Raw genomic sequence first — 22,378 nt, 5'->3', positions numbered from 1 at the left:
CAGGAGGTTATTTTTCTAATATAGTAACAAACTATTTTTCTCAGATCTCAGAAGAAATATTCCCGCAGGCGCTTCCTTTTTCCGTCCATTTTACGGACAATATTGCTGAATTTTTCCGTCGCATCCTTTAAGCGGTCTTTTCTATGTTCTATCATTCTCTTCACTTCGTTTGGACTAGGCCCCCCGCTAACGCTTCTGATTTTTACAAAATAAACTGGAGAAATAATATTATTCCACACTTTCTCGGTAACCTTCACCTCTACGTATTTTTGAATCATCGCATTTACCTCTTCTATATCCCAATCCGACAATTCTTTCTGCTCCTCGGTTGTTTTTTTCGAAATACTGCTGGCAATTTCATGCGCCTGCCGAAAACCAACCCCGTAGTCTCTTGCAAGGGTATCAGCCAATTCCGTAATGGTAATGCATGATTTTTGCGCCATATCCCTGGTACGATCTTTATTTACCTGAAGAGTAGCAATAACAGCATACATCAGCTTCATAACACGATTTGCCTGGTTAAATGACCGGTAAAGATGCGGCTGTAAATCGTCCTCGGTATCAACGATATCCCCGAATGGTGTATTGTGAATCATATTCATGACCGCCTGCGCCTCGCTAAAAGCACTGCTCGCAAGGGACCGTGAATGCTCAATCGAAACCGGATTTCTCTTTTGCGGCATGATACTGCTGACCTGCACATAAGGGTCAGCAACCGTATACGTTCCATACTCTCTCGTTACCTGTAGGAGAAAATCCTGGATCCACCGTCCTGTATTCACCATGCAAGTCATCAATGCCGACGCTGTTTCCAGCAGATAATCCGCACCTGCAATCGAATCATATGAATTTTCTACGAGCCGATCAAACCCCAGCAGCTCACAGGTCCGGACCCTGCTGATTGGAAACCCAGTGGTTGTCATCGCCGCTGCCCCAAGCGGAGATTGGTTGACCGTTTCATAGGCAGACCAAAAGCGCTTGATATCCCGTTGCAGTACATCATAAATAGCAAGAAAATAGTGACCTAGCGTAGTCGGTTGTGCCGGCTGTGTGTGGGTATAACCCGTTATATAGGTTTCCATATGCTCTTCGGCCTTTTCCAAAAGAATCTCACTTAAGTCATAGCAGGAGTTGAACAACTTTAAGAAATGCTCCCTTAGTACCAAGCGATACATAGCCACTCCCATATCATTCCGGCTCCGGCCAAGGTGGATTTTTCCAGCCAGTTCGGGGCCGATTTCCTCAGATATTTTCGCCTCCATCATGAAAAATAAATCTTCATATTGAGGCTGAAAGGTTAATTGAGATGCATCCGTTTTGGCGACTTTATTTGTTCCCTCTAACATCGTTATGGCGTCCTCACCACTGATGATTTGCTGTTCCTTCAACATGATAATATGGGCACGGTGAATATCAAACATTGCTTCAAATAAATAATCTCTTTGATCATTAAAGACTGGGATTAGCAGTTCCTCCGCATAAGTCTTTCCTGGAAAAACCAATCCTTCTTTATTCAAAAAATCCTTTCGTTTACTCATATTTTTCAACTCCAAATTAGCGTACATTTGATTTAAAACATTTCTTCTACTAACATTTTTATGTGAAAAATAAAGATATGCCCGTTTCCTATTGGAAGAAAAGTTTCTAAAAATCTTATTTAGCTTCCCGAAATACCATGCTATAATGGATAACAGTTTAAAATCCAACTACAGTGGAAAGGTATGTGTTCACCATCATGTCGATGCTTAAATCTAAAGCATTAATCAGTTTGTTTCTTGTGTCCATTTTATGGGGCTGTAACTATCCGGTAAGTGCTTACTTGTTAAAAGGTTTCTCACCTGTTTTTTTATCAACAGTTCGGATTTGTTTTACTTCTCTATTTTTAATCATTGTTGCGCTCATTCATAAGGGAATAAGAAAACCGACTGGATCCGAGTGGAAGTCCCTCTTAGGCGTCGGAATCTTTGGAACACTTTTAAACCAAACCTTTTATTTCACAGGACTCCATCACACAACACCGGCTAATGCCTCGTTAATCATTGCGTTGGCGCCAATTGCTACCATTCTGTTGGAGCGAATTATTTTTAAAGTGAGGTTGACGTTAAAAAAATCATTAGGGGCATTGATCAGTTTAATCGGTGTATTTTCGATTATTGGTGGTGCAGGCGGCTCGCTGGGGATTTCATTTGGAGATTTAAATATTTTTGTTGCCATGCTTTGTTTGTCTATTAGTCTCTTATATATCCGACGGTTATCTAAAACCTTAAATTCTTATATCATTACGGTTTATGCCACTGTGCTTGGTAGTGTCCTTATGATACCGGCCGCAGGTGTGGAAAACCTTGTCAGCGGATCTGTGATCAGTCATTCACCTATTATGTGGATTTTATTAATTTGTGCGGGAGTGATTGCCCAAGGTATAGCGGGATTTTGGTGGAATGGCGGTGTAGCAAAGGTAGGTGCTGGAACGGCCTCGATGTTCATGAATATCCAGCCGTTTGTCGCGATTATCGCCTCCCATTTTATTCTTGGTGACCGGATTCTCCCAGCGCAAATTTTCGGAGGAATCCTAGTCTTACTCGGCGTCTTTATCGCCAACATGCCTTCACAGGCTGTCAAACCAGTCGTTCTCAACCAGTCAAATAAAACAATATAAACGAAAAAATGTCCACCCTAGGTGGACATTTTTTACAAGTTGTCTTTCGACGGTGTCAGGCACTTTAATGAATTAGCGAAGCATAACTCCACTAACAAAGGTGAGGAATACGTGTGTGCCCATTTTTACAGTTTGCTGGACGGAAGAATCTTTTAATGGGTCAAGGCAGACGATGTCCATAGCCTTAACTTTAGGATGTTTCCCTGCTGCCAGAACACCTTCAAGTAATTCTGCTGAAGTCAGCCCGCCTGGTGTCGATGCCGGTACCCCTGGTGCATACGCCACATCCAAGCAATCCATGTCAACTGTTAAGTAAATTGTATCCACCTTCGCCGCAAGCTCCTCTAAGCATGCTAAAACTGTTGCTTCAAAGCCCTTTTTCCGTGCATTGCGAAGGGTGATATAGTTCACGCCATGAGCATCAGCGTACTCTTTTAAATCTTTTGTATTAAAAAATCCGTGCAATCCGATGTTGTACATATCCGATCCGTTCACAACACCGCTCTCAATCAAATTACGCATAGGTGTTCCGTTCGATGGCCCGTTATCACTCATATCCCGTAAATCAAAATGGGTATCAAATTGCAAGATCCCAATCCGTTCTCCCGGTTTAGCCTTTTGCAGTCCTTTCACCATCATCGCCGTAATCGAATGATCCCCGCCAATCGAACATACCTTTGAATGATCAAAATGCGTATGAATTGCTTCTGAAGCCTCAATGATATTATCATGGCAACGGCGAATATCGGTGACGTGCATTGGGACGTCCCCAACGTCCAGTGCTGTTATTTCCGCTAAATCAATATCTTCATCAAGATTATATGTTGTAAAGCCCTTCCACGCACGGCGGAAAGCATCTGGGAATTCAGATGCCCCCGAAGCGCTGATTGAAGAACGTGACAATGGCACACCGACCACTACCACTTCAGCGGACTTACACTTTTCAGGATCTGCCTCCGAAGTCAACGGCTGAATCCACTCATGAACCTTCTCGGGAGCACGTCCCTCTGGTTTTACCCATGTAAAACTATGTGGGTTAATTTTTGGATACAAGAAGCTTTTCATGCAACTGACCTCCCTTGACAACCACTGCACCATTTTTCACAACAGTATCTACGTGGTTTACACCATAGGAGTATTGAAGCTTCATATAGTTTGGAACATTAAAAATCGTTACATCGCCTTTTTTGCCGACTTCCAAGCTACCGATTTCGCTCGCGCGATTAACCGCATGTGCTGCATTAATCGTCGTTGCGGCAAGAACTTCAGCAGGAGTCATCCCCATTTTCAAGCAACCTAAACTCATAATGAATGGAAGTGAAACTGTTGGCGATGAACCTGGATTACAGTCGGTTGATAATGCAACCGGCACACCTAAATCAATCATTTTACGGCCATTTGCAGACTCAGCCATTAAAAAGTAAGCAGTTCCTGGAAGCAATACACCGACAACGCCTTTTTCAGCCATTGCCTTCATACCTTTTTCAGAAGCCTTTAATAAATGGTCAGCTGAAACGGCTCCAACTTCTGCGGCAAGTTCTGCACCTTCATATGGCTCAATTTCATCAGCGTGAATTTTTGCCAATAATCCGTGTTTCTTTCCTGCTTCAAGAATTCTCCGTGATTGCTCAGGTGTGAATACCCCAAACTCACAGAAAACATCATTAAATTCCGCAAGCCCAAGCTCCGCCACTTTTGGAATCATTTCGTTGATCAATAAATCAATGAATTCTTCCGGATTTTCCTTATATTCTTTCGGCACAGCATGTGCACCCATAAATGTAGAAACAAGATCGATTACATGCTTTTCGTTCAATTCTTTCGCTACTTCAAGCTGTTTTAATTCAGTTGCCCACTCCATACCGTAGCCGCTTTTTGCCTCGACTGTTGTAACGCCGTGACGCAAAAACTGATTCAAACGTTCATAGCTCTCTGCAAAAAGCTGTTCATGGCTAGCTGCCTGCGTTGCGCGTGTTGTCGCATGAATCCCGCCTCCGGCATTCATGATGTCCATATAGCTAGCCCCTTGAAGACGCATATTAAACTCGTTTTCACGGCTTCCGGCAAACACAACATGTGTATGCGGATCAACTAAACCAGGTGTTACAAGCTTGCCGGTCGCATCAACAACTTCTGCATCAGCCAAACGTGATGCATACTTAGCTTTTAGTTCTGAATCTGTACCAACTGCTTGAATAACACCATCTTCAATCCAAACGCTGCCGTTTTCAATAATTTTAAGCTCAGACATCGCATCCTTAACAAGGGGAGCCTTTGAGCTCCCCTGTAAGGTAACGAGCTGAGAAGCATTTCTGATAAAAAGTGCTTTACTCATTCGTTTTCAATTCCTTTCGGTCAGGTCTTAGTCTTGCTTTAACATTGGCATTTTGATGCCTTTTTCTTTTGCAGTTTTGATTGCAATTTCATAACCTGCATCAGCGTGACGAACTACACCCATACCAGGGTCCGTTGTTAATACGCGCTCTAAGCGTGCTTCTGCTTCTTTTGTACCGTCAGCAACGATAACCATACCAGAGTGTTGTGAATATCCCATACCTACGCCGCCGCCATGGTGTAAGGAAATCCAGCTTGCGCCGCCAACTGCGTTGATCATGGCATTAAGGATTGGCCAGTCAGATACCGCATCAGAACCGTCCATCATGCTTTCAGTTTCACGGTTTGGAGATGCAACGGAACCAGCATCTAAGTGGTCACGACCGATAACGATTGGAGCTGAAACTTCACCTGATGCAACCATGTCGTTAATGATTTTACCAAAGCGTGCTCTTTCACCATAACCTAACCAGCAAATACGTGCAGGAAGTCCTTGGAAAGCAATTCTTTCTTGTGCCATCTTAACCCATTTGCAAAGGTGCTCATCATCTTTGTATACACGAAGTAATGCTTCGTCAATTTTACGGATATCTTCTGGATCTCCAGATAATGCTGCCCAGCGGAAAGGTCCTTTACCTTCACAGAACAATGGACGGATGTACGCTGGAACGAATCCAGGGAAATCGAATGCATTTTCAACGCCTTCGTCTTTTGCCACTTGACGGATGTTGTTACCGTAGTCAAATGTAACAGCGCCTTTTTGTTGCATTTCTAACATTGCTTTTACATGTGTTGCCATGCTTTGTTTTGAAAGCTTCACATATAATGTTGGATCTTCTTTTCTTAATTTATCAGCTTCTTCTAAAGAATAGCCAACTGGTACATATCCGTTAAGTGGATCGTGTGCAGAAGTTTGGTCTGTTAATACATCTGGGTTAAAGCCTTTTTCAATCATTAATGGTAAAATTTCTGCTGCGTTGCCAATAAGCCCGATTGAAAGCCCTTTTCCTTCTTTCTTTGCTTCAAACGCTAATTTCAATGCTTCATCAAGGTCATTTGTTTTTACATCTAAGTATCTAGTTTCAATACGACGATCAATTCTCCACTCATCTACATCGATGCCGATACATACGCCGTCATTCATTGTTACTGCAAGTGGCTGCGCCCCACCCATACCACCTAGACCAGCTGTTAAAGTGATAGTATGTTTTAATGAACCGCCGAACTCTTGACGAGCAAGCTCTGCAAATGTTTCGTAAGTTCCTTGAACAATTCCCTGGCTTCCGATATAGATCCAGCTTCCAGCAGTCATTTGACCGTACATCATCAAGCCTTTTTTATCAAGCTCGTGGAAGTGCTCCCAGTTTGCCCATGCAGGTACAAGGTTTGAGTTAGCAAGCAATACGCGTGGTGCATCTTTGTGAGATTTCCAAACAACGACTGGCTTACCTGATTGAACTAGCATGGTTTCATCATCTTCAAGCTCTAAAAGCGTTTTCACAATTGCATCAAAAGATTCCCAGTTACGAGCTGCTTTCCCAATCCCGCCGTATACAACAAGATCTTCTGGTCTTTCTGCTACTTCTTGATCTAAGTTATTATATAACATACGTAGTGCTGCTTCTTGGATCCAGCCCTTTGCATGGAGTTCAGTGCCTTTATAATTTTTGATTACTCTTTTTTCAGATGTCTTTGTCATTTTTTACACCCCTTAGTTAATGTTTAACTCTGATTTCATTATAAAAAGATAATCTTCTGAAAAATACGAATAAAACATTAGAAAAAGGAAAGTATTTTTTGATTTCAGGGGTGTTTATATAAATATTCTCGGTCTTTATCTATAAAATTTTTAGGAACATATATTATATTTATATTTCCGCATAAAAATGACCGCCCTCAGCGGCGGCCTTTCATGTTTCAAGTATATTTTTCAGTCTTTGTAAGTCCTTCTGATTTTCCCGTTTCATCATTTTCCCCATAAACGGTGCGAAGATTTTCGAAAAACCGCTTGGATTCCCAGCATTCTTTAATGTCATCCTTGTGGAAGCTGTGTCCAGCTTTTCCCATGTATAGGTCGTTTCCATGGGAAAAGGTCCATGTGCCGTTCTCATGACGAGCTTTTGTCCTGAAATATATTCTGCGATCTCATACGTATACTCAAGCCGCCGTCCGAGGAATTCCGCTTTGAAGGCAATTTTCGAGCCGCAAATCAAAGGTTTTGGTGTTTTCCATTCCACAGATCTAATGTTTACATACCATTTTGGTGCATTGTCAGGATCTCCTGCAAAATGAGCTACTTTATCTATTGGAGAATTAATGATGATTTCCGTTCGAACATCGACCATTCTAATCCCTCTTCATATTGTTTTTATCACTAGTTTTCTGCTTGCTCCTTGTCGCTATTCAAATTTTCCGCTTTATTCAGGCGGAATTCCCTTGGTGACATCCCGGATGTTTCTTTGAAAATCCGGCTAAAATAATTGGTATTTTGATAGCCGACAAGATAGGCAATCTCTTTTACTGGCTTCCTTGTCTCGATGAGCAGCCGTTTTGCTTCCTTCATCCGTATGCCTGCGAGGACTTCGGTAAAGCCTTTTCCGGTTTTTGAGATAAGAAGATGGCTGAAATAAGACGGGTTGCGGTCGACATAATGCGCCACATCTTCTAGCCTAAAATTCGTGTTGGAAAAATTGGCTTCCATATAGGAGATTCCCCGTTCGATTGGATCTTGTTTGAAGTTTCGTGAACTGGCTTCAGCTCCAATAAAGATCTTTTGAATAAAGAGAATTAGGTTCTGTACTGTTCGATATAAAACCGTATCATATAAAATCGAATTAAAAATATATCGGTACTCGCGCTCATAAAGCGACTGGTCATCTAGATTAAAGGTTTGCATATATCTCCTGATTTGGGCAAGTATACTTGTCAACCTAATTCTGACCAGACCGGGATCTGGATATGGATTTTGCAACTGGAGAAATTCATCATACAGCCATTTTTTTATTTTTTCTAAATCAAAATTAGTCAGCATATCAATCCAGGTCCGCTGTTCGGGCGGGGTTAAAAACGGATCCATATGCACCCAGTCCGGAGAGTATTCGAATTCAACTACCTGTTTGTAGCCTTGATAATAAGTAAATTCAAGCATTTTCTGGGTTTGAAGATATTTTTGGTTTAGCGTCACAGCTGGATTTTTCCCTGTATAAACCACAATCGCAAGCGGTTCAGAAAATTCCTCATCCCATCTTCTCATCGCTTTTTGGCATTGTTCCGTTATATTTGGGCATGATTCTTGAAACAATAAGACAACCAATTCACTCAGAGCGAAGACACCATGTAGGTCTTTAAATGGAAATTCGGACAGAAAGGAACTCAATGTGCCGATAGTCTCAGCATTTTCCGTTTTAAATGCCGCTATATGATAATCTTCAACTAGGGATGGCTGTGAGATAAACAGGGCTTCATAGGATAGATCTTTGTATGAATTTGGATGGTTAGCGCCAATTGCATTTTTTTTTCTCCCGATGCTTCTTGATGCCTTTTGAAAGGCGGAATTTACCTTTGTGGTCGAAAAAGGCTTAATCATCAGGTCTAACGCCTGCATATCTATCGCAAGTCGTGCCTTTTCAAAGGTTGCCTCGGCACTGGTTAAGACCAAAGTTGGATCGTAAATTTGTATCAACTCTCGAAAGGAGGACCAATCCTCCCTTCCGATCATATCCAGCTCCATCACCACAACATCCGGAATTTCCTGCTCAAATATCACAACAAACTCCTGATAACTAGAAGCTAAATGAATATTCGTAACCGGAATCGAAGACGTCCTCAACCACCACTTCAACCCCTCCCGCTCATTCAAATCCCGATCCACAATTAACCAATTACCCTCCACCTGTGGGACCCCCTTCCAATACGGTGATACAATACGGTGACAGGCACCGTCCGTGGACTTTCACACCAATTTGTCCGTCTCCAATGGACACTATTTTTTGTCATGATACGGTAAGGAGACGATAAAGGTGGTGCCTTTACCTTCTGTTGAAATGATTTCAATCGCTCCATTTAGGGCTTCGATGCTTTGCTTGACTAAATACAATCCGATACCTCTATTATGCCCTTTAGTGGAGAAGCCTTTTATAAAAAGATCATCCACCTGCTCATCTTTAATACCTTTTCCGGTATCGTGAATCTCTAATACAAGCTGACCCTCGTAGTAATCAAACCGAAGGGTAACCGTTTTAATCAAACAATCCTTCACTGCATCCAACGCATTGTCAATCAGGTTTCCTAGAATTGTTACCAATTCATGTGTTGTCTCTTGGCGGCGTGGTTCAGGTAAAATTCCCTCTCCATCAATGGTCAATTCACAGCCATTTTCCCTAGCGTAGCTTAACTTACCTAAAAGAAATCCGGCCAATACCGGGTCCTTAAACCTGCTGACAACAAAGTTCACTTCGGTCTGTTGATGATCAACAAGATCGGTTATATACGAAGAAACCATTTCATAATTTTTCATATGAATTAACCCTGAAATCACGTGTAATTTATTCATAAATTCATGCGACTGGGTACGTAATGCTTCCGCATAAAGCTTAACCCCGGTTAATTGTTCCGCCAACTGCTTGATTTCAGTTTTTTCACGAAAGGTTGCAATGGCACCGACAATTTTTCCTTTCACGATGATCGGAACCCGGTTCGTTATTATCGTCACACCGCCAATGTCCTGCTCCTGATCATAATGATGCTCCCCAGATTTCAAAACAGAGGTCAGCCTTGAATTAGGTAAATACCCGTCAATTTTTCTTCCAAGCGGTGGATCCTGAATTCCCGCTTTTTCAAAAAGCCGAATGGCTTCATTATTTACTAACGTTATTCTGCCCCTTTGGTCAACCGCAAGCATCCCTTCTCTAGTAGACTGGAGCATCATACTTCTTTCCTCGAGTATTTTGGCGATTTCATTTGGTTCAAGTCCAAATAATATTCTTTTGATTTTTCTTGCAAGAAAAAGGGCCCCGATAATTCCGACCAATATTCCAAAAAACGTGCCGATAATGATTATATTCCGGCTTTGTGCAACCGCTTGATTAACCTTTTCTAAAGAAATCCCGACGGCAACAGCCCCAACCTGCGTGTGGCTTTTATCGTAGATGGGGATGAACGAACGTAATGAAACTCCCAATGTCCCTGTGGCTATCGAAACATGTTCTTTTCCTTTCAGGACAGCCTTTTCATCTCCACCAACAAAATGCTGGCCAATTTTGTCTTTATTCGGATGGGATTTTCGGATTCCGTTCATATCCATCACTACCACAAACTCAACCTGTGTAGATTGTCTTATTTGACTGGCAAATGCTTGAATTTCCTTTTCATCCGCCTTTCCAGTAAGCCCGTCGATCACAAGTGGAGTCTGAGCGACGATTTTCGCAATTTGAGTTGCTTTGTTTGCTTGAGTTTTTTCCGTTTCACTCGTTATCCGGTAGGTGATCAGTAAATCGGTTACGAGAAATGCCAAGACTACGACAACGCAAACCATTAACGTAATGACTGATTGCAGGCGAAGCTTCGGCTTTGAGAGTCTATTATATACAAGGCCTTCCACGATGTTCTCCCCTTCTCCAAACCTTGTGATGTTAAATTCCGTACCGATTAACCGGTCTTCCTACCCCGCCATAATGAACATGTATCTTTACTTTCCCTTCCTTTTCCAAAAAATCAAGATATCTTCGTGCTGTTACCCGGGCTATCCCAATGCCTTCTGCCACTTCCTCAGCAGAAACAGGTGTTTTTTGGAGTGAAAGGTAGCTTGTAATTTTAATTAATGTATTTGGGTTTAACCCTTTCGGCAGGTTCTCCATTTCCTGGTCTTCTTTATTTTTTAAAAATAACAGCTGATCTAACTCATCCTGTCCAAGAGCATCTTTTTCCTTCAATTTCATGCGATATCCTTTATAGTTTTCAAGAGACTTTTTGATTCTCTCAAACGTAAAGGGTTTCATAATATAGTCAATGGCTCCCTGCTGGAGGACACGGTGAACGGTTTCAATATCGTTCGCAGCTGTTATCGCTATCACATCGACCAATAAATCTTCTGATCGTAATTCTCTTACCATTTCCAAGCCATTTACATGGGGCATGTATATATCGATAATGGCCAAGTCTGGTTTGGATTCTTTTATTAATGCAAGTCCCTCAAGCCCGTTTGTAGCAGTCCCAATGATTGTAAATTCTTCAATTCTTTCAATAAACTGGCGGTGTACTTCCCGAACCATTGGATCATCTTCTACTAAAATTACCTTGAATGGAAACAACGCTGTTCCCCCTGGTTTTATAATCTATTACTATCATCACCTATTTTATCAATATAGTAAATTGAATAAACACTATTTCCAAGAATTTTTAGATAACAAAAGGAACAATAAGACCAATATGACCAAAATATAATCTTTTCTGAATTTTCTTTTATCATGTAGATAGACGGGATGAAAGCGATACCAAAATTAAAAAAGGGGTGTAACAATGAAGAAGATTAATTTTAAAAATTTAACGGTCCAAGTTTTGACAGGTATTCTTCTTGGAGTTATTGTTGGTTTCTTGTTTCCGAAATTCGGGTCTGAATTAAAGGTTTTAGCGGATATTTTTATTAAACTGATTAAAATGGTGATTGCTCCAATTGTCTTTTTCACGATTGTTATTGGAATTGGAAATATGGGAGATTTGAAAAAGGTTGGCCGAATTGGCGGTAAAGCCCTCCTTTATTTTGAAATTATTTCGACTATCGCTTTAGGAATTGGTTTATTGCTTGTCAATATCCTTAAGCCTGGTTCCGGTTTTGATACTCATGGCGCAAAAGCAAGTGATGTTGCACAATTTACAGAGCAAGCAAAAGAAAGCAGTCATGGATTTGTCGAGTTTATTTTGGGAATTATTCCGGATAATTTTGTTGCCGCTATGGCAAATGGCGAGCTCCTGCCGATCCTATTCTTCTCCGTTCTTTTTGGAATTGCGCTTGCATCGTTTGGAGAAAAAGGGAAGCGAGTTGTTGCATTGTTTGAAGATTTAACCGAAATCTTCTTTAAAATTGTTAATATCGTTATGAAGTTTTCTCCAGTTGCAGCATTTGGTGCAATGGCATATACGATTGGTAATTTTGGTCTTGGCTCTTTAGTTTCGCTTGGCAAATTGATGGGAAGCGTCTACTTGACGATGTTTATCTTTATTGTCTTTGTTTTAGGAGCGGTTGCAAAGTTTTACGGCTTTAATATTTTAAAATTCATCGCCTATATTAAAGAGGAAATTTTATTGGTATTAGGTACTTCTTCTTCTGAATCCGCTTTACCAAGAATGATGGAACGTCTTGAAAAATACGGTTGCTCAAAGTCTGTTGTAGGTCTTGTTGTTCCAACTGGATATTCATTTAATTTGGATGGCACCGCCATCTACCTTTCAATGGCAGCGATCTTTATTGCACAAGCCTATCATGTTGATATTACGATTTGGCATCAGATCACTTTACTCGGAATTTTAATGCTGACTTCTAAAGGTGCAGCAGGTGTAACCGGATCAGGTTTCATTACCCTTGCCGCTACCCTTTCAGCTTTTCCGGTTATTCCGGTTGAAGGAATTGCCCTTCTACTAGGTGTCGATCGCTTCATGTCCGAAGCACGTGCCATCACCAACCTAATCGGAAACGGCGTAGCAACAGTCGTTGTTTCAAAAATGGAAAAAGAATTCCACCCACAAGGTGAAACAGAAGAAGCTGATGTAACCATCAGCGCATAAAAAGGAGGGTGGAGCTTGGAAACCAAGCTCCACTCTCTTTTTGTAACAAAATTTAATTCGTTTCATACTATAAGGAATAATACAATATGAAAGAGGTGCAGCAATTGACTCAAAATATTACAACAGGACCACATCCTGGACAACCTGGAGCATGTATGGCACAATACAACCATCATATCCATAGTCACTCACACCATCATCACTCCAATCCTCACAATCAACAAATGCCATATATGCAACATATGAACTATGGTAATTATGGGACTACTAGCTGGAGACCACCTGGGGCTTCATTTCCTACTTTTTATTAAATTCTTATCGCGCTGATGTTAGACAAGCTTTCTTAGATTGCACCTTCAAATTTGTGAAACTTTCACACGGTGCCTGTCACCGTTCGTGGACAATTGCCCATTTTTGTACACGTGGAAAGTACACTCAATAATATTTTAATAGAAGTAAAGCTTGGAATTGCTTATTCTAAGCTTTTACTTTGGATTAAAGGCGTTTACATAGGATTGAATATATTAAACAAATTTTCTAGATGCACGATTTGTCGTGCAAACCATTGCCCAAAAATATACGACTCCAACCCATACAGGGCTGCTTTTTTCAATGGAACCCGTGTTTGCAGCTTTCTTCGCTTTTGCTTTCGCAGACGAAATGCTGACGGCAAAAGGATATTTGGGTGCATCATTAGTCTAATTAGGTGTCCTTACAGCTGAATTTGATGTTAAAAAGTATTTATTAAAAAAAGGGACCAACAAAACAAACCAAGGTTGTGAAATGACGAAATAGTCAACTCACAACCTTGGTTTTATTTTTGTTTAAACAAGATTTTCCATCCACCCACAACGGACAAAACTGCCGAATTGTCCACGAGCGGTGCCTGTCACCTTTTTTTGTCACCTTTTTTACTACCTTTTTATCCTTTTACGAACACAGTTTTGATGGCGGTGAAGAATTCTTTGGCGGCTTCGCCTTGTTCGCGTGAGCCGGAGGAGGATGATTTCATTCCGCCGAATGGGGCTTGAAGTTCGACGCCGGCACTTTCGGCATTGATCCTCACCAAGCCCGCTTCCATATCATCAATAAATGTTAGCATTTTGCCAATATTGGCGGTAAAAATGGAAGCACTTAATCCGTATTCTGAATCATTGGCGATTTCTATCGCTTCTTCCAGTGAATCTACCTTGATTAACGCGAGCACAGGCCCAAAAATCTCTTCCTGCGCAATTGCCATATCCGTGGTGACACCCTCAAAAACGGTAGGATTGATATAAAAACCATCCTTCAACCTCGGATCAACAGGCTGATCTCCTCCGCAAAGCAAGACGGCGCCTTCCTTCTTCGCCACTTTAATATAATACTTAACGGTATTTAACTGGCTCTCACTCGCACAAGGTCCCATCCACGTACCTTCAGAAAGCCCGTCTCCAACCTTAATACTGCGAACCTTCTCAAGTAACAATTCCTTAAACGCCTCATACACCTTTTCGTGAACAATCACCCGGCTCGTGCAGGTACATTTTTGGCCGGTTGATTTCAGACCCCCACTAATAACAGCCTCCACTGCTTTCGCCAAATCTGCATCCTCGGTGACAATCACCGGGTTCTTCCCACCCATTTCAAGCTGGAATTTCGCACCGCGGGCAACGGCCCCTTGTCCAACCCTTTTCCCGGTTGCAGAAGACCCTGTAAATGTAATTCCATTAATATCGGGATGTTCGATAAGTCCATTTCCGATCACCGAGCCTGAGCCTGTTACGAAATTTAAAACACCCTTTGGCAGCCCCGCTCTTTCAAAACACTCCACCATTTTAGCCGCCGTCACCGCAGCTTCTGTAGCCGGTTTAAAAACAACTGTGTTCCCGTATATCAAAGCAGGTGCAATCTTCCAAATCGGTATCGCCACAGGGAAATTCCAAGGTGTGATCACCCCAACCACCCCTAATGGAGCCCTGGTAGTAAACATTAACGCACCGCTATCAGATGATGGGATAACATCTCCAGATTTGCGCATCCCTTCCCCTGCATAATAGCGCAAGATCGCTACACCACGAGCTGTCTCCCCTTTTGCTTCCAGCAAGGTTTTTCCCATTTCTCGTGTCATCGTCTCAGCGATGTCATCCAGGCTTGCCTCTAAGATGTCGGCAACCTTAAACAAATAATTTCCCCGAGAAGGTCCGCCAAGCTTCCACCACGATTTTTTTGCCGTTTTGGCTGCGTCAACAGCCGCTTTTAAATCGGTAATTGTTGATTTTTGCACCTTTCCGACCACTTCAAAGCGGTTTGCTGGACTGATACTTTTAATCACCTCGCCAGATTCACTTTCCACCCATTCCCCATTAATATAATTAAAATATGTTTTTGTAAAAACCTCGGTTTGCATTTGCAAAAACACCACCTATTAAAATATTAAAGTTTTACTTTTTGACCGATCCCCAGTTCCAATGCTTTATCATAAATCGCCTTAGCGACGACCACATCCATCGCTGCTAAACCTACTGATTTAAAAACGGTAATTTCTTCATTGGATTCTCTTCCAGTTCTCATACCATTTATGATTTCGCCTAATTCTCCATAAAGATCATCTGCTTGAAAAAGTCCGGCTTCAATTGGATTAATTAAATCACCGCATTCCTCCAATGCAGCTTCCTTGGCTTCGACTACTACTTTTGCAGCACTTGTAATAATTTCAGTTGGTATTTCCTGCATGCTTGGCTTAAAGGATCCCACCCCGTTAATATGTACACCGAGCGCAACACTTTCAGCGGAAAAAACCGGCCTTTCGGAGGTAGTCGCCGTTACAATAATATCAGCAGCCCTTACTGCCTCATCTGCTTCGTCCGCAATGACAATCTCTGGACACTTCTCCTGGTAGCGAGCCTTTAATTCCTCTGCCAATACAGATGCTTTTGATTTCGTTCGATTATATAAACGAATTTCCCTAACCGAAGGCCGAACATGTAAAATCGCTTCAATCAATCCTCTTGCCTGGCTCCCGGTCCCAATTACCCCCAGCACCAACGCATCCTCTTTAGCAAGATACTTTGTTGCCAGACCGGAAGCAGCACCAGTTCTCAAAACCGTTAAGGAAGAAGATTCCATTAAAGCTAAGGGCTGCCCGGTTTCTACATCGGATAAAACCATGACACCGTAAATGGTTTTGTCTTTATTTTTTGGAAAAACGGAGACGAATTTAACCCCTAGACCGCCTCCGTATTCCACTAAAGATGGCATGAACAAGGCCGTTCCCTCTGTTTGGGAAGTGCTAATTGCCGTGCGAACCGGTGTAACTGTTCTTCCCTCTGAATATTCAACAAGTGCCACCTCTACAGCTTTCATCACATCTTCCATGGTAACCGCTTTTTTTATTTCTTCTTCACTTATAACTAACATCCTCTACCTCCATTTCTTCTCATTCAAGCAGTCTCTTATCCTATTAAAAAACCGCTGCTTAATGGGTCTGTTGGGTCCACAACAAATTGGTGCATACCGGTAATAAAGGCATTCCCAGTAATTTTCGGAATGACTGCTGAATAAGGACCAAATTCTGTTTCTTCAATAATTTCTGCGGCAAATTGGCTGTTCACAATACTCTCATGGACAAATCGCTGTCCTTTCTGTAGATGACCTTTTTGTTTCAGAAGGGCTACACGGGCACCCGTCCCGCTGCCACATGGGGATCGGTCAACCTGCCCATCAGCAAAAATCGTTACATTGCGCGAATCGGAATCTTCAAGATCGGGCTCATCGGTAAAAATAACTCCGTAAATCCCATTAATATCCTGTTCAAATGGATGAACGACCTCAATGGACGATTCAATTTTACGCTTAATCTCCATACCAATTTTTTGTAATGCTGCGAGATGTTCAATATCTATCTTTTGGCCAAATTCATTGGCATCGACAATGGCATAAAAAGCACCGCCATAAGCAATATCAACCAAAATATTTTTTCCATCTACCACTACAGGGTAGTTTTCCATAAAAACAAAGGATGGTACATTTTCAAAGGATACGGACTTTACTTTTGTTCCCTCACACTGGGCATAGGCTGTCAGCTTCCCAGCAGGGCTGTCGATTACAACACGTGTTTCCTCACCCGTTGCCGCAACCATCCCACTTTCAATTGCGTATGTTACAGCAGCAATCGTTCCATGTCCGCACATTGTACTTAGCCCTTCATTATGCATAAATAGAATACCGAAATCGGATTCCCCTCGTTCCGGCGGAGTGATTACACAGCCATACATCCCGTGATGGCCCCTTGGTTCAAACATCAACACCCGACGAACTTCATCGTGATATTTTTTAAAATAAGCACGTTTTTCCAAAATGGTATCCCCTTTTAAAAAAGGAACACCTGATGTAATGATTCGAAATGGCTCGCCGCCCGTGTGCATATCAACGGTTGAAAAATGCTTCGTAAACTTCACCGATTTCTCCCCCTTAATGATCGTCCGCTGCAGGAATTAATAAAAACCCTTCATTTAATTCGTCTTCTTCGTTATAAAGGAATGTATGGAAACCCATCACCCATGCCGATCCGGTTATTTCCGGAATGACTGCCGGATAGCCCTGAACTTCACTTGTTTCCAAAATTCGTGCCTTAAATAATGAACCGACGATGCTTTCATGAACAAATTCTTCACCTACGGCCAAATCTCCTTTATTGAACAGTACAGCTAATTTTGCTGAAGTCCCCGTTCCGCAAGGGGAGCGGTCAATTCCACCCGGAGGGACGACAACCGTATTTTTCAAATTGGCATCCGGATGAACCGGATCAGTATAAAATTCAATATGAGTCAAGCCGCGGATAAACGGAAAAACAGGATGAACAATTTCATTCTGTTGATTAATTGTTTTCCGAATCCTGATTGCTTTTTCTATAATCTCAGAAGCATTTGAAGGGGTAAGTTCCAAATTTAGCTTCCTTGCGTCCAAAATCCCGTAAAAATTGCCGCCGTAGGCAATATCACAGTCGATTTCACCAAAACCTTCTACTTCAACCTTTAGCGATTTATATAAGAAAGACTCTATATTTCGGAATGTTACCTGCTTTGCCTTGCCACTTTCTACTAGGATCTCTGTTTTGACCAAGCCTGCCGGTGTGTCCAATGTAATGTACGTGACCGGCTCAACCGCCTCCACCATCCCCGATTCGATTAACGCGGTACAAACGCCAATCGTGTCATGTCCACACATCGGTAAATAGCCGCCAGTTTCGATAAAAATAACACCGATGTCCGCATCAGGATGACATGGGTCAGTTAGTAATGCACCCGACATAACCCCATGTCCCCGCGGTTCATTCATTAAAAATTTACGAATCCAGTCATATTCATTTTTCATTTGCAGCATTTTTTCTGACATGGTGTTGCCAGTAAGCTTTGGCACACCGCTCGTTACCGTGCGTGTTGGGTTCCCGCCGGTATGTGTGTCAATCGTCGTAAACATTTTTTTCGCCGATATCATCTATGCCACCTCGTTTCTAATGTTTAAGGGTGAATGAAGGCGTAAACCGATCATGACGTAGCGGTTCAACAGGAATAATCGTTTTTTCACGCCCTTCTATCATTTCGGAAATCAACTTGCCCGTTACTGCTGCAAGACTAATGCCGTCCCCTTCATGACCGGCCGCAATATAGTAACCGGGAACTTCCTCCACATGAGAAATCACAGGTAAGTGATCCGGAGTCCACGGGCGTAGTCCTGCATAGGCCCGGATAAAATTCATTTCCTTCAATTTTGGATAAAATCGAACTGCCCTCCGTGCAATACAATGGACGACATCCATATCAACTTTCGTGTCAAAACCAACAAATTGCCGGCTGCTTCCGATTAAAAAGTTTTGACTGACAGTTGGTTCGAATACCAAAGCAACCCCGTATTTTTCGGTTTCAGCATCGACCTTCCTCTCCCCGCCGAATTTGGACAGCAGGTAACCAAATTCCATTACTTTTCTGAGCCCAATTGGGAGATTGCGAGAAGCTACAATGATATGGCCCTTACGCGGCTGGATGGGAAGTTCTAGCCCAACCATTTCAGCCAGTTTTGGTGCCCAAATCCCACCGGCATTGACGACTTTTTTAGCAGTGAAATCGCCGTTTGATGTTGAAACATGAAAAACATCATCCGCCAGCACTTTATTTACGCTCCTGACTTCGGTATTTTTTACGATCCTAGCCCCGAATTTTTGCGCACCTTCAAATAATGCATAGGTTAATAGATACGGATTTACGGTTGAGTCAGAGGGACATTCCAATCCGCCTAAAAGATCGTCGGCAAAGTAGACTGAATCCTGTCTGATATCTTCCCGGTCAAGCAGGCGCATGGGTACTCCGGTTTTATTCTGGCGGTCCACCCATTTTTCGGCGGCCATCATTTCTTCCTCCGTCTCACAGACAAGTATGCTTCCCGGTGCACGGTATTCAAACTCCGATGGCAGCTCCCCGCTTAATTCATGGACTAATTTTTGACTATGTAGGGACATTTCCGAATCAAATCCCGGGTCTTTGTCAATGGCTAAAATATTACCGTCACAACGGGAGGAGGTACCGCTGGCCAATTCCTTTTTTTCAATCACTGTCACTTCGAATCCTAGTTTCGAAGTATAGTAGGCAATCGCGGCCCCAATAACCCCGCCCCCGATAATTACAACCTCTGAATGTGTTTTCATGGTTATCCCTCTTTTGAAAAACTTTTATATTTATCTGCGTAAAAATGACTTTTATCTGCGATCCTTCTGGTTTTATCTGAGTAAATTCAACTTTTATCTGCGATGCATCCTTTTTGAAAGAAATTACCCTTTTTTCACGTATAGCTGATTCCCCATTTCAGCCTCCCAAACCTTAAAAGCCATTTCCACCTGCTCTCTGCCTTTTTCAATCCCGGGATGAAATTGAATGTCAGCCTTTTGCCTGGTTGCCTCAACCTTCTCGAGGGCTGCCCTTAGCGGCTCCTCGAATGAGCGAGTCCCTAGTAGCTCCTCAGCAATCGAATAGCCGGCTACCTCACCCTGGGACATGGCTACCTTTGCACTTTCAATTCCGGTAATGTTTCCGGCAACATATAGCCCTTTCAGACCTGTTTTCATTTTTTCACTATGAATGGGAACATGCCCACCGAGCTCTTCCACATAACGGAAAGAACATCCGGCCAAAGCTGCTAATTCCACAAGTGGATACAAGCCGCCAGCAATACAAACAAAATCCGCTTCAATCAAACGTTCAGTGCTTTCAACTGGATTTCCATCCAAATCAATATCCACCACTCGAACTCCTTCGACCTGCTCCGATCCGACAATTTCAACCACAGCCTGCCGCAGCTTGACTGGAATTCCCCAGACACGAAAACCGCTTTTAGGATAAAACTTCAACCCAAACCGTTTCATCGACGGCGATTTCATCATTCCGCTGCCAAAACGAAGAAATTTAGAGGGGGCAAGATGGGCAACACGCAATAGCGAATCCAGGACTTTCCCTGGGTCACCAGCATCTTCAGTAATCAGACTTTTCAGCGGAAGCATCATTGACTCAATTTCAACCCCAGCTAATTCCAACTCACGGGCAATTGCAGTAGATAAAATATTGACCCCGACAATGACTCCACGCTGTCCCGGCCGTACCCGATGCACATTCGTCATCACCTGGGCCGCACCGATTGACATTACCCCCGGCAAGGTCCAACCGGCAATTGGCAGTGCCGTTTCTGCTGCACCCGTTGCCAGCAGCAATGCTTTAGCCCGGATTGTATCCTTTGTGGTGTATACTTTCCATTCGTCCCCCGACCGTTTAAGGTTGTAAACCGAAACACCCATATCAAATTCCACACCCAATTCACGAGCTTCCGAAATCAGACGTTCAGCCGTTTCGATTCCATTCCACCAGGTGCCATCCGGTTCTTCGTGCAGTTGACCGAGCAGCCTGCCGCCAGGTCGTACGAATTCATCGACCACCTTCACTTTTACTCCAGCACGTGCACAGACAATCGCTGACGAAATACCTGCTGGTCCCGCTCCAACAATAAGAACATCCCTCACAAGGTATCGCCCTCTTTCTTAAAAGGAGTAGGCAGCTTTTCTCCCGAATGGACATTCATCCCATTTCGAATTGGGGTTAAACAAGCCCGAACACCTGTCCTACCATCCACTTGAACTCGACATTCATAACAATGTCCGATATTACAATAGATTCCACGAGGCGTACCCGTCTCTTCCTGGCATCGTAATGTTCGAACACCGCTGGCCAGAAGGGCCGCTGCAATCGTTTCTCCCTCCAATCCGCTAAATACCTGATCGTTAAACGTAAAATTCACTAGACCTTTAATCTTTAATTCTCCCAAAATAGGATGATGGACCACCCGATTATTCTTTTCCATTCGAATCATTCCCAATCATAAAAAATTGGATGGGTCGGACAGGCGGCTGAAACCTTAGCGGAATATCGTTCGTCCGCTCTTTCCCCGTTTGTTTTTCAACAATCCGATCAATCAGGTTGCGGCAGGTCCGCCCGCCGCAATACCCCATTCCAGCCCTTGTCCGGAGTTTTAGTTCCCTGGAGGAACACCCGTGAATCTGAACTATTTCTATTAAATCCTCCAAATATACTTCTTCACAGCGGCAGACTACCGTTTTCGGTTTCTCCAAAAAAACACCAGCTTTCCAATGAATATAGGGGGACAAATTACCTCCCCCTTAAATCCTCAAATTAATTCACCTTCACACTGACCGCTTGCTCGAACGCTTCTTTAATTTTTTGAAGCTCACTCTCAGGCAGCGGCATTCTCGGCGGACGAGTTGGTCCCACCGGTCTGCCGGCAAGTTCCATCGAATATTTAATCGCCTGAACAAGCTGCGGTTTTGCATCATAATGATACAGAGGCAGTGAAGGACGATAGAGTTCCAGAGCTTCTTGTACCCTGCCTTGCGATGCCAATTCAAATATTCGTACCCCTTCTCTAGGAAAAACATTTGGGAATCCGGCAATCCAGCCAGTTGCCCCGGCAATCGGACCTTCCATTGCTAAATCGTCAACACCAATCATTACTTCTAAGTCAGTTTTAGCTAAAATATCATGTACACGGCGGATATCTCCCGAAAATTCTTTTACTGCAACCACATTTTCAATCGCCGATAATTTTTTTAGTAAATCCGGTGTTAAATCAACTTTGTAATCATGGGGATTGTTGTAGGCAATAATTGGAATACCAACTTCCGATAATGCCTCATAATGAGCAAAAATTTCCGCTTCAGTCGGATTATAATTAATCGGCGGCAGTGCCATAATTCCGGCCGCACCAGCAGCTTTTGCATGACGAGCCCAGCCTGCTGCCTGATCAGTAGACGGCGCACCCGTGCCGACAACAACCGGTACTCTTCCATTTGCCGCAACAATGACGGTTTCAATAACCTTTGCCCTCTCCTCAGGAGTCAGCGATGCATATTCTCCAACCGATCCTGCCGGGATAATTCCGTGCACTCCTTCCTTAATCAGCCAATCTACATGCTCCTCCAACTTCTTATAATCAACCTGATATTCCTCTGTAAATGGTGTAATAATCGCGACATAAACTCCTGAAAACTTTGCCATTTCCACATTCTCCTCT

At 42.8% G+C, this 22,378-nt stretch carries 20 protein-coding genes and 1 pseudogene; 4 read left to right on the top strand and 17 right to left on the bottom strand.

Going from position 1 to position 22,378, the window contains the following annotated elements; translation table 11 throughout:
- Positions 1 to 47: 47 nt before the first annotated feature.
- A complete protein-coding gene (gene argH, locus RCG21_RS14260; protein WP_133333414.1) occupies positions 48 to 1,538 on the bottom strand; it encodes an argininosuccinate lyase in 1,491 nt (496 codons plus the stop codon).
- 197 nt (positions 1,539 to 1,735) lie between these two features.
- On the opposite strand from argH, the gene RCG21_RS14255 reads away from it, so the two are divergent.
- Positions 1,736 to 2,656, top strand: coding sequence for a DMT family transporter (locus RCG21_RS14255; RefSeq protein WP_133333415.1), 921 nt, complete (start codon positions 1,736 to 1,738; stop codon positions 2,654 to 2,656).
- A gap of 72 nt (positions 2,657 to 2,728) precedes the next feature.
- Here the strand turns inward: RCG21_RS14255 and RCG21_RS14250 are convergent, their stop codons facing one another.
- The 7 genes from RCG21_RS14250 to RCG21_RS14220 all read right to left on the bottom strand — a co-directional run bounded on the left by RCG21_RS14250 (position 2,729) and on the right by RCG21_RS14220 (position 11,298).
- Entirely contained in the window at positions 2,729 to 3,721 is a 993-nt protein-coding gene (locus RCG21_RS14250; protein WP_133333416.1) for an agmatinase family protein, read from the bottom strand.
- Entirely contained in the window at positions 3,693 to 4,991 is a 1,299-nt protein-coding gene (gene hutI, locus RCG21_RS14245; RefSeq protein ID WP_133333417.1) for an imidazolonepropionase, read from the bottom strand. The genes RCG21_RS14250 and hutI overlap by 29 nt, the downstream gene beginning before the upstream one ends.
- A 27-nt stretch (positions 4,992 to 5,018) precedes the next feature.
- Positions 5,019 to 6,689: a urocanate hydratase gene (gene hutU, locus RCG21_RS14240; RefSeq protein ID WP_133333418.1), complete on the bottom strand. Its 1,671-nt coding sequence runs from the start codon at positions 6,687 to 6,689 to the stop codon at positions 5,019 to 5,021.
- 211 nt (positions 6,690 to 6,900) lie between these two features.
- A complete protein-coding gene (locus tag RCG21_RS14235; RefSeq protein ID WP_133333419.1) occupies positions 6,901 to 7,335 on the bottom strand; it encodes an SRPBCC family protein in 435 nt (144 codons plus the stop codon).
- A 29-nt stretch (positions 7,336 to 7,364) separates the two neighbouring features.
- Entirely contained in the window at positions 7,365 to 8,882 is a 1,518-nt protein-coding gene (locus RCG21_RS14230; protein ID WP_133333420.1) for a helix-turn-helix domain-containing protein, read from the bottom strand.
- A gap of 90 nt (positions 8,883 to 8,972) precedes the next feature.
- The gene (gene dcuS / locus RCG21_RS14225; protein ID WP_133333421.1) at positions 8,973 to 10,589 is read right to left on the bottom strand and encodes a DcuS/MalK family sensor histidine kinase; all 1,617 of its coding nucleotides are present in this window, start codon (positions 10,587 to 10,589) and stop codon (positions 8,973 to 8,975) included.
- A gap of 31 nt (positions 10,590 to 10,620) precedes the next feature.
- Positions 10,621 to 11,298, bottom strand: coding sequence for a response regulator (locus RCG21_RS14220; protein WP_308913291.1), 678 nt, complete (start codon positions 11,296 to 11,298; stop codon positions 10,621 to 10,623).
- A 208-nt stretch (positions 11,299 to 11,506) separates the two neighbouring features.
- On the opposite strand from RCG21_RS14220, the gene RCG21_RS14215 reads away from it, so the two are divergent.
- The 3 genes and pseudogenes from RCG21_RS14215 to RCG21_RS14205 all read left to right on the top strand — a co-directional run.
- Complete coding sequence (locus tag RCG21_RS14215) at positions 11,507 to 12,769, top strand: dicarboxylate/amino acid:cation symporter (protein WP_133333423.1); 1,263 nt, start codon at positions 11,507 to 11,509, stop codon at positions 12,767 to 12,769.
- A gap of 104 nt (positions 12,770 to 12,873) precedes the next feature.
- Positions 12,874 to 13,080, top strand: coding sequence for a hypothetical protein (locus RCG21_RS14210; RefSeq protein ID WP_308913290.1), 207 nt, complete (start codon positions 12,874 to 12,876; stop codon positions 13,078 to 13,080).
- A 238-nt stretch (positions 13,081 to 13,318) separates the two neighbouring features.
- Positions 13,319 to 13,468, top strand: a pseudogene (locus tag RCG21_RS14205) (EamA family transporter); the annotation flags it as partial.
- A 223-nt stretch (positions 13,469 to 13,691) separates the two neighbouring features.
- On the opposite strand, the gene gucD reads toward RCG21_RS14205, so the two are convergent.
- The 9 genes from gucD to RCG21_RS14160 all read right to left on the bottom strand — a co-directional run bounded on the left by gucD (position 13,692) and on the right by RCG21_RS14160 (position 22,362).
- On the bottom strand, positions 13,692 to 15,158 hold the full coding sequence (gene gucD / locus RCG21_RS14200) for an alpha-ketoglutaric semialdehyde dehydrogenase GucD (protein ID WP_133333426.1): 1,467 nt from the start codon (positions 15,156 to 15,158) through the stop codon (positions 13,692 to 13,694).
- A 26-nt stretch (positions 15,159 to 15,184) separates the two neighbouring features.
- Positions 15,185 to 16,168 (bottom strand): NAD(P)-binding domain-containing protein, encoded by a 984-nt coding sequence (locus RCG21_RS14195; protein ID WP_133333427.1) that lies wholly within the window; start codon positions 16,166 to 16,168, stop codon positions 15,185 to 15,187.
- A gap of 35 nt (positions 16,169 to 16,203) precedes the next feature.
- Entirely contained in the window at positions 16,204 to 17,208 is a 1,005-nt protein-coding gene (locus RCG21_RS14190; protein WP_133333428.1) for a proline racemase family protein, read from the bottom strand.
- A 13-nt stretch (positions 17,209 to 17,221) separates the two neighbouring features.
- On the bottom strand, positions 17,222 to 18,244 hold the full coding sequence (locus tag RCG21_RS14185) for a proline racemase family protein (RefSeq protein WP_133333760.1): 1,023 nt from the start codon (positions 18,242 to 18,244) through the stop codon (positions 17,222 to 17,224).
- 19 nt (positions 18,245 to 18,263) lie between these two features.
- Positions 18,264 to 19,451, bottom strand: coding sequence for an NAD(P)/FAD-dependent oxidoreductase (locus tag RCG21_RS14180; RefSeq protein ID WP_133333429.1), 1,188 nt, complete (start codon positions 19,449 to 19,451; stop codon positions 18,264 to 18,266).
- Between the two features lie 123 nt (positions 19,452 to 19,574).
- On the bottom strand, positions 19,575 to 20,813 hold the full coding sequence (locus tag RCG21_RS14175) for an NAD(P)/FAD-dependent oxidoreductase (RefSeq protein ID WP_133333430.1): 1,239 nt from the start codon (positions 20,811 to 20,813) through the stop codon (positions 19,575 to 19,577).
- Entirely contained in the window at positions 20,810 to 21,151 is a 342-nt protein-coding gene (locus RCG21_RS14170) for a (2Fe-2S)-binding protein (protein ID WP_133333431.1), read from the bottom strand. Before RCG21_RS14170 ends, RCG21_RS14175 begins: the two co-directional genes overlap by 4 nt.
- Positions 21,138 to 21,455 (bottom strand): (2Fe-2S)-binding protein, encoded by a 318-nt coding sequence (locus RCG21_RS14165; protein ID WP_372512657.1) that lies wholly within the window; start codon positions 21,453 to 21,455, stop codon positions 21,138 to 21,140. The genes RCG21_RS14170 and RCG21_RS14165 overlap by 14 nt, the downstream gene beginning before the upstream one ends.
- A gap of 25 nt (positions 21,456 to 21,480) precedes the next feature.
- A complete protein-coding gene (locus tag RCG21_RS14160; RefSeq protein WP_133333432.1) occupies positions 21,481 to 22,362 on the bottom strand; it encodes a dihydrodipicolinate synthase family protein in 882 nt (293 codons plus the stop codon).
- Between the last annotated feature and the right edge of the window lie 16 nt (positions 22,363 to 22,378).

The sequence above is a fragment of the Bacillus salipaludis genome (genome assembly GCF_030938565.1).
Lineage (GTDB): Bacteria > Bacillota > Bacilli > Bacillales > Cytobacillaceae > Neobacillus > Neobacillus salipaludis_A.
This window is presented reverse-complemented; position numbering and strand designations above follow the sequence as displayed.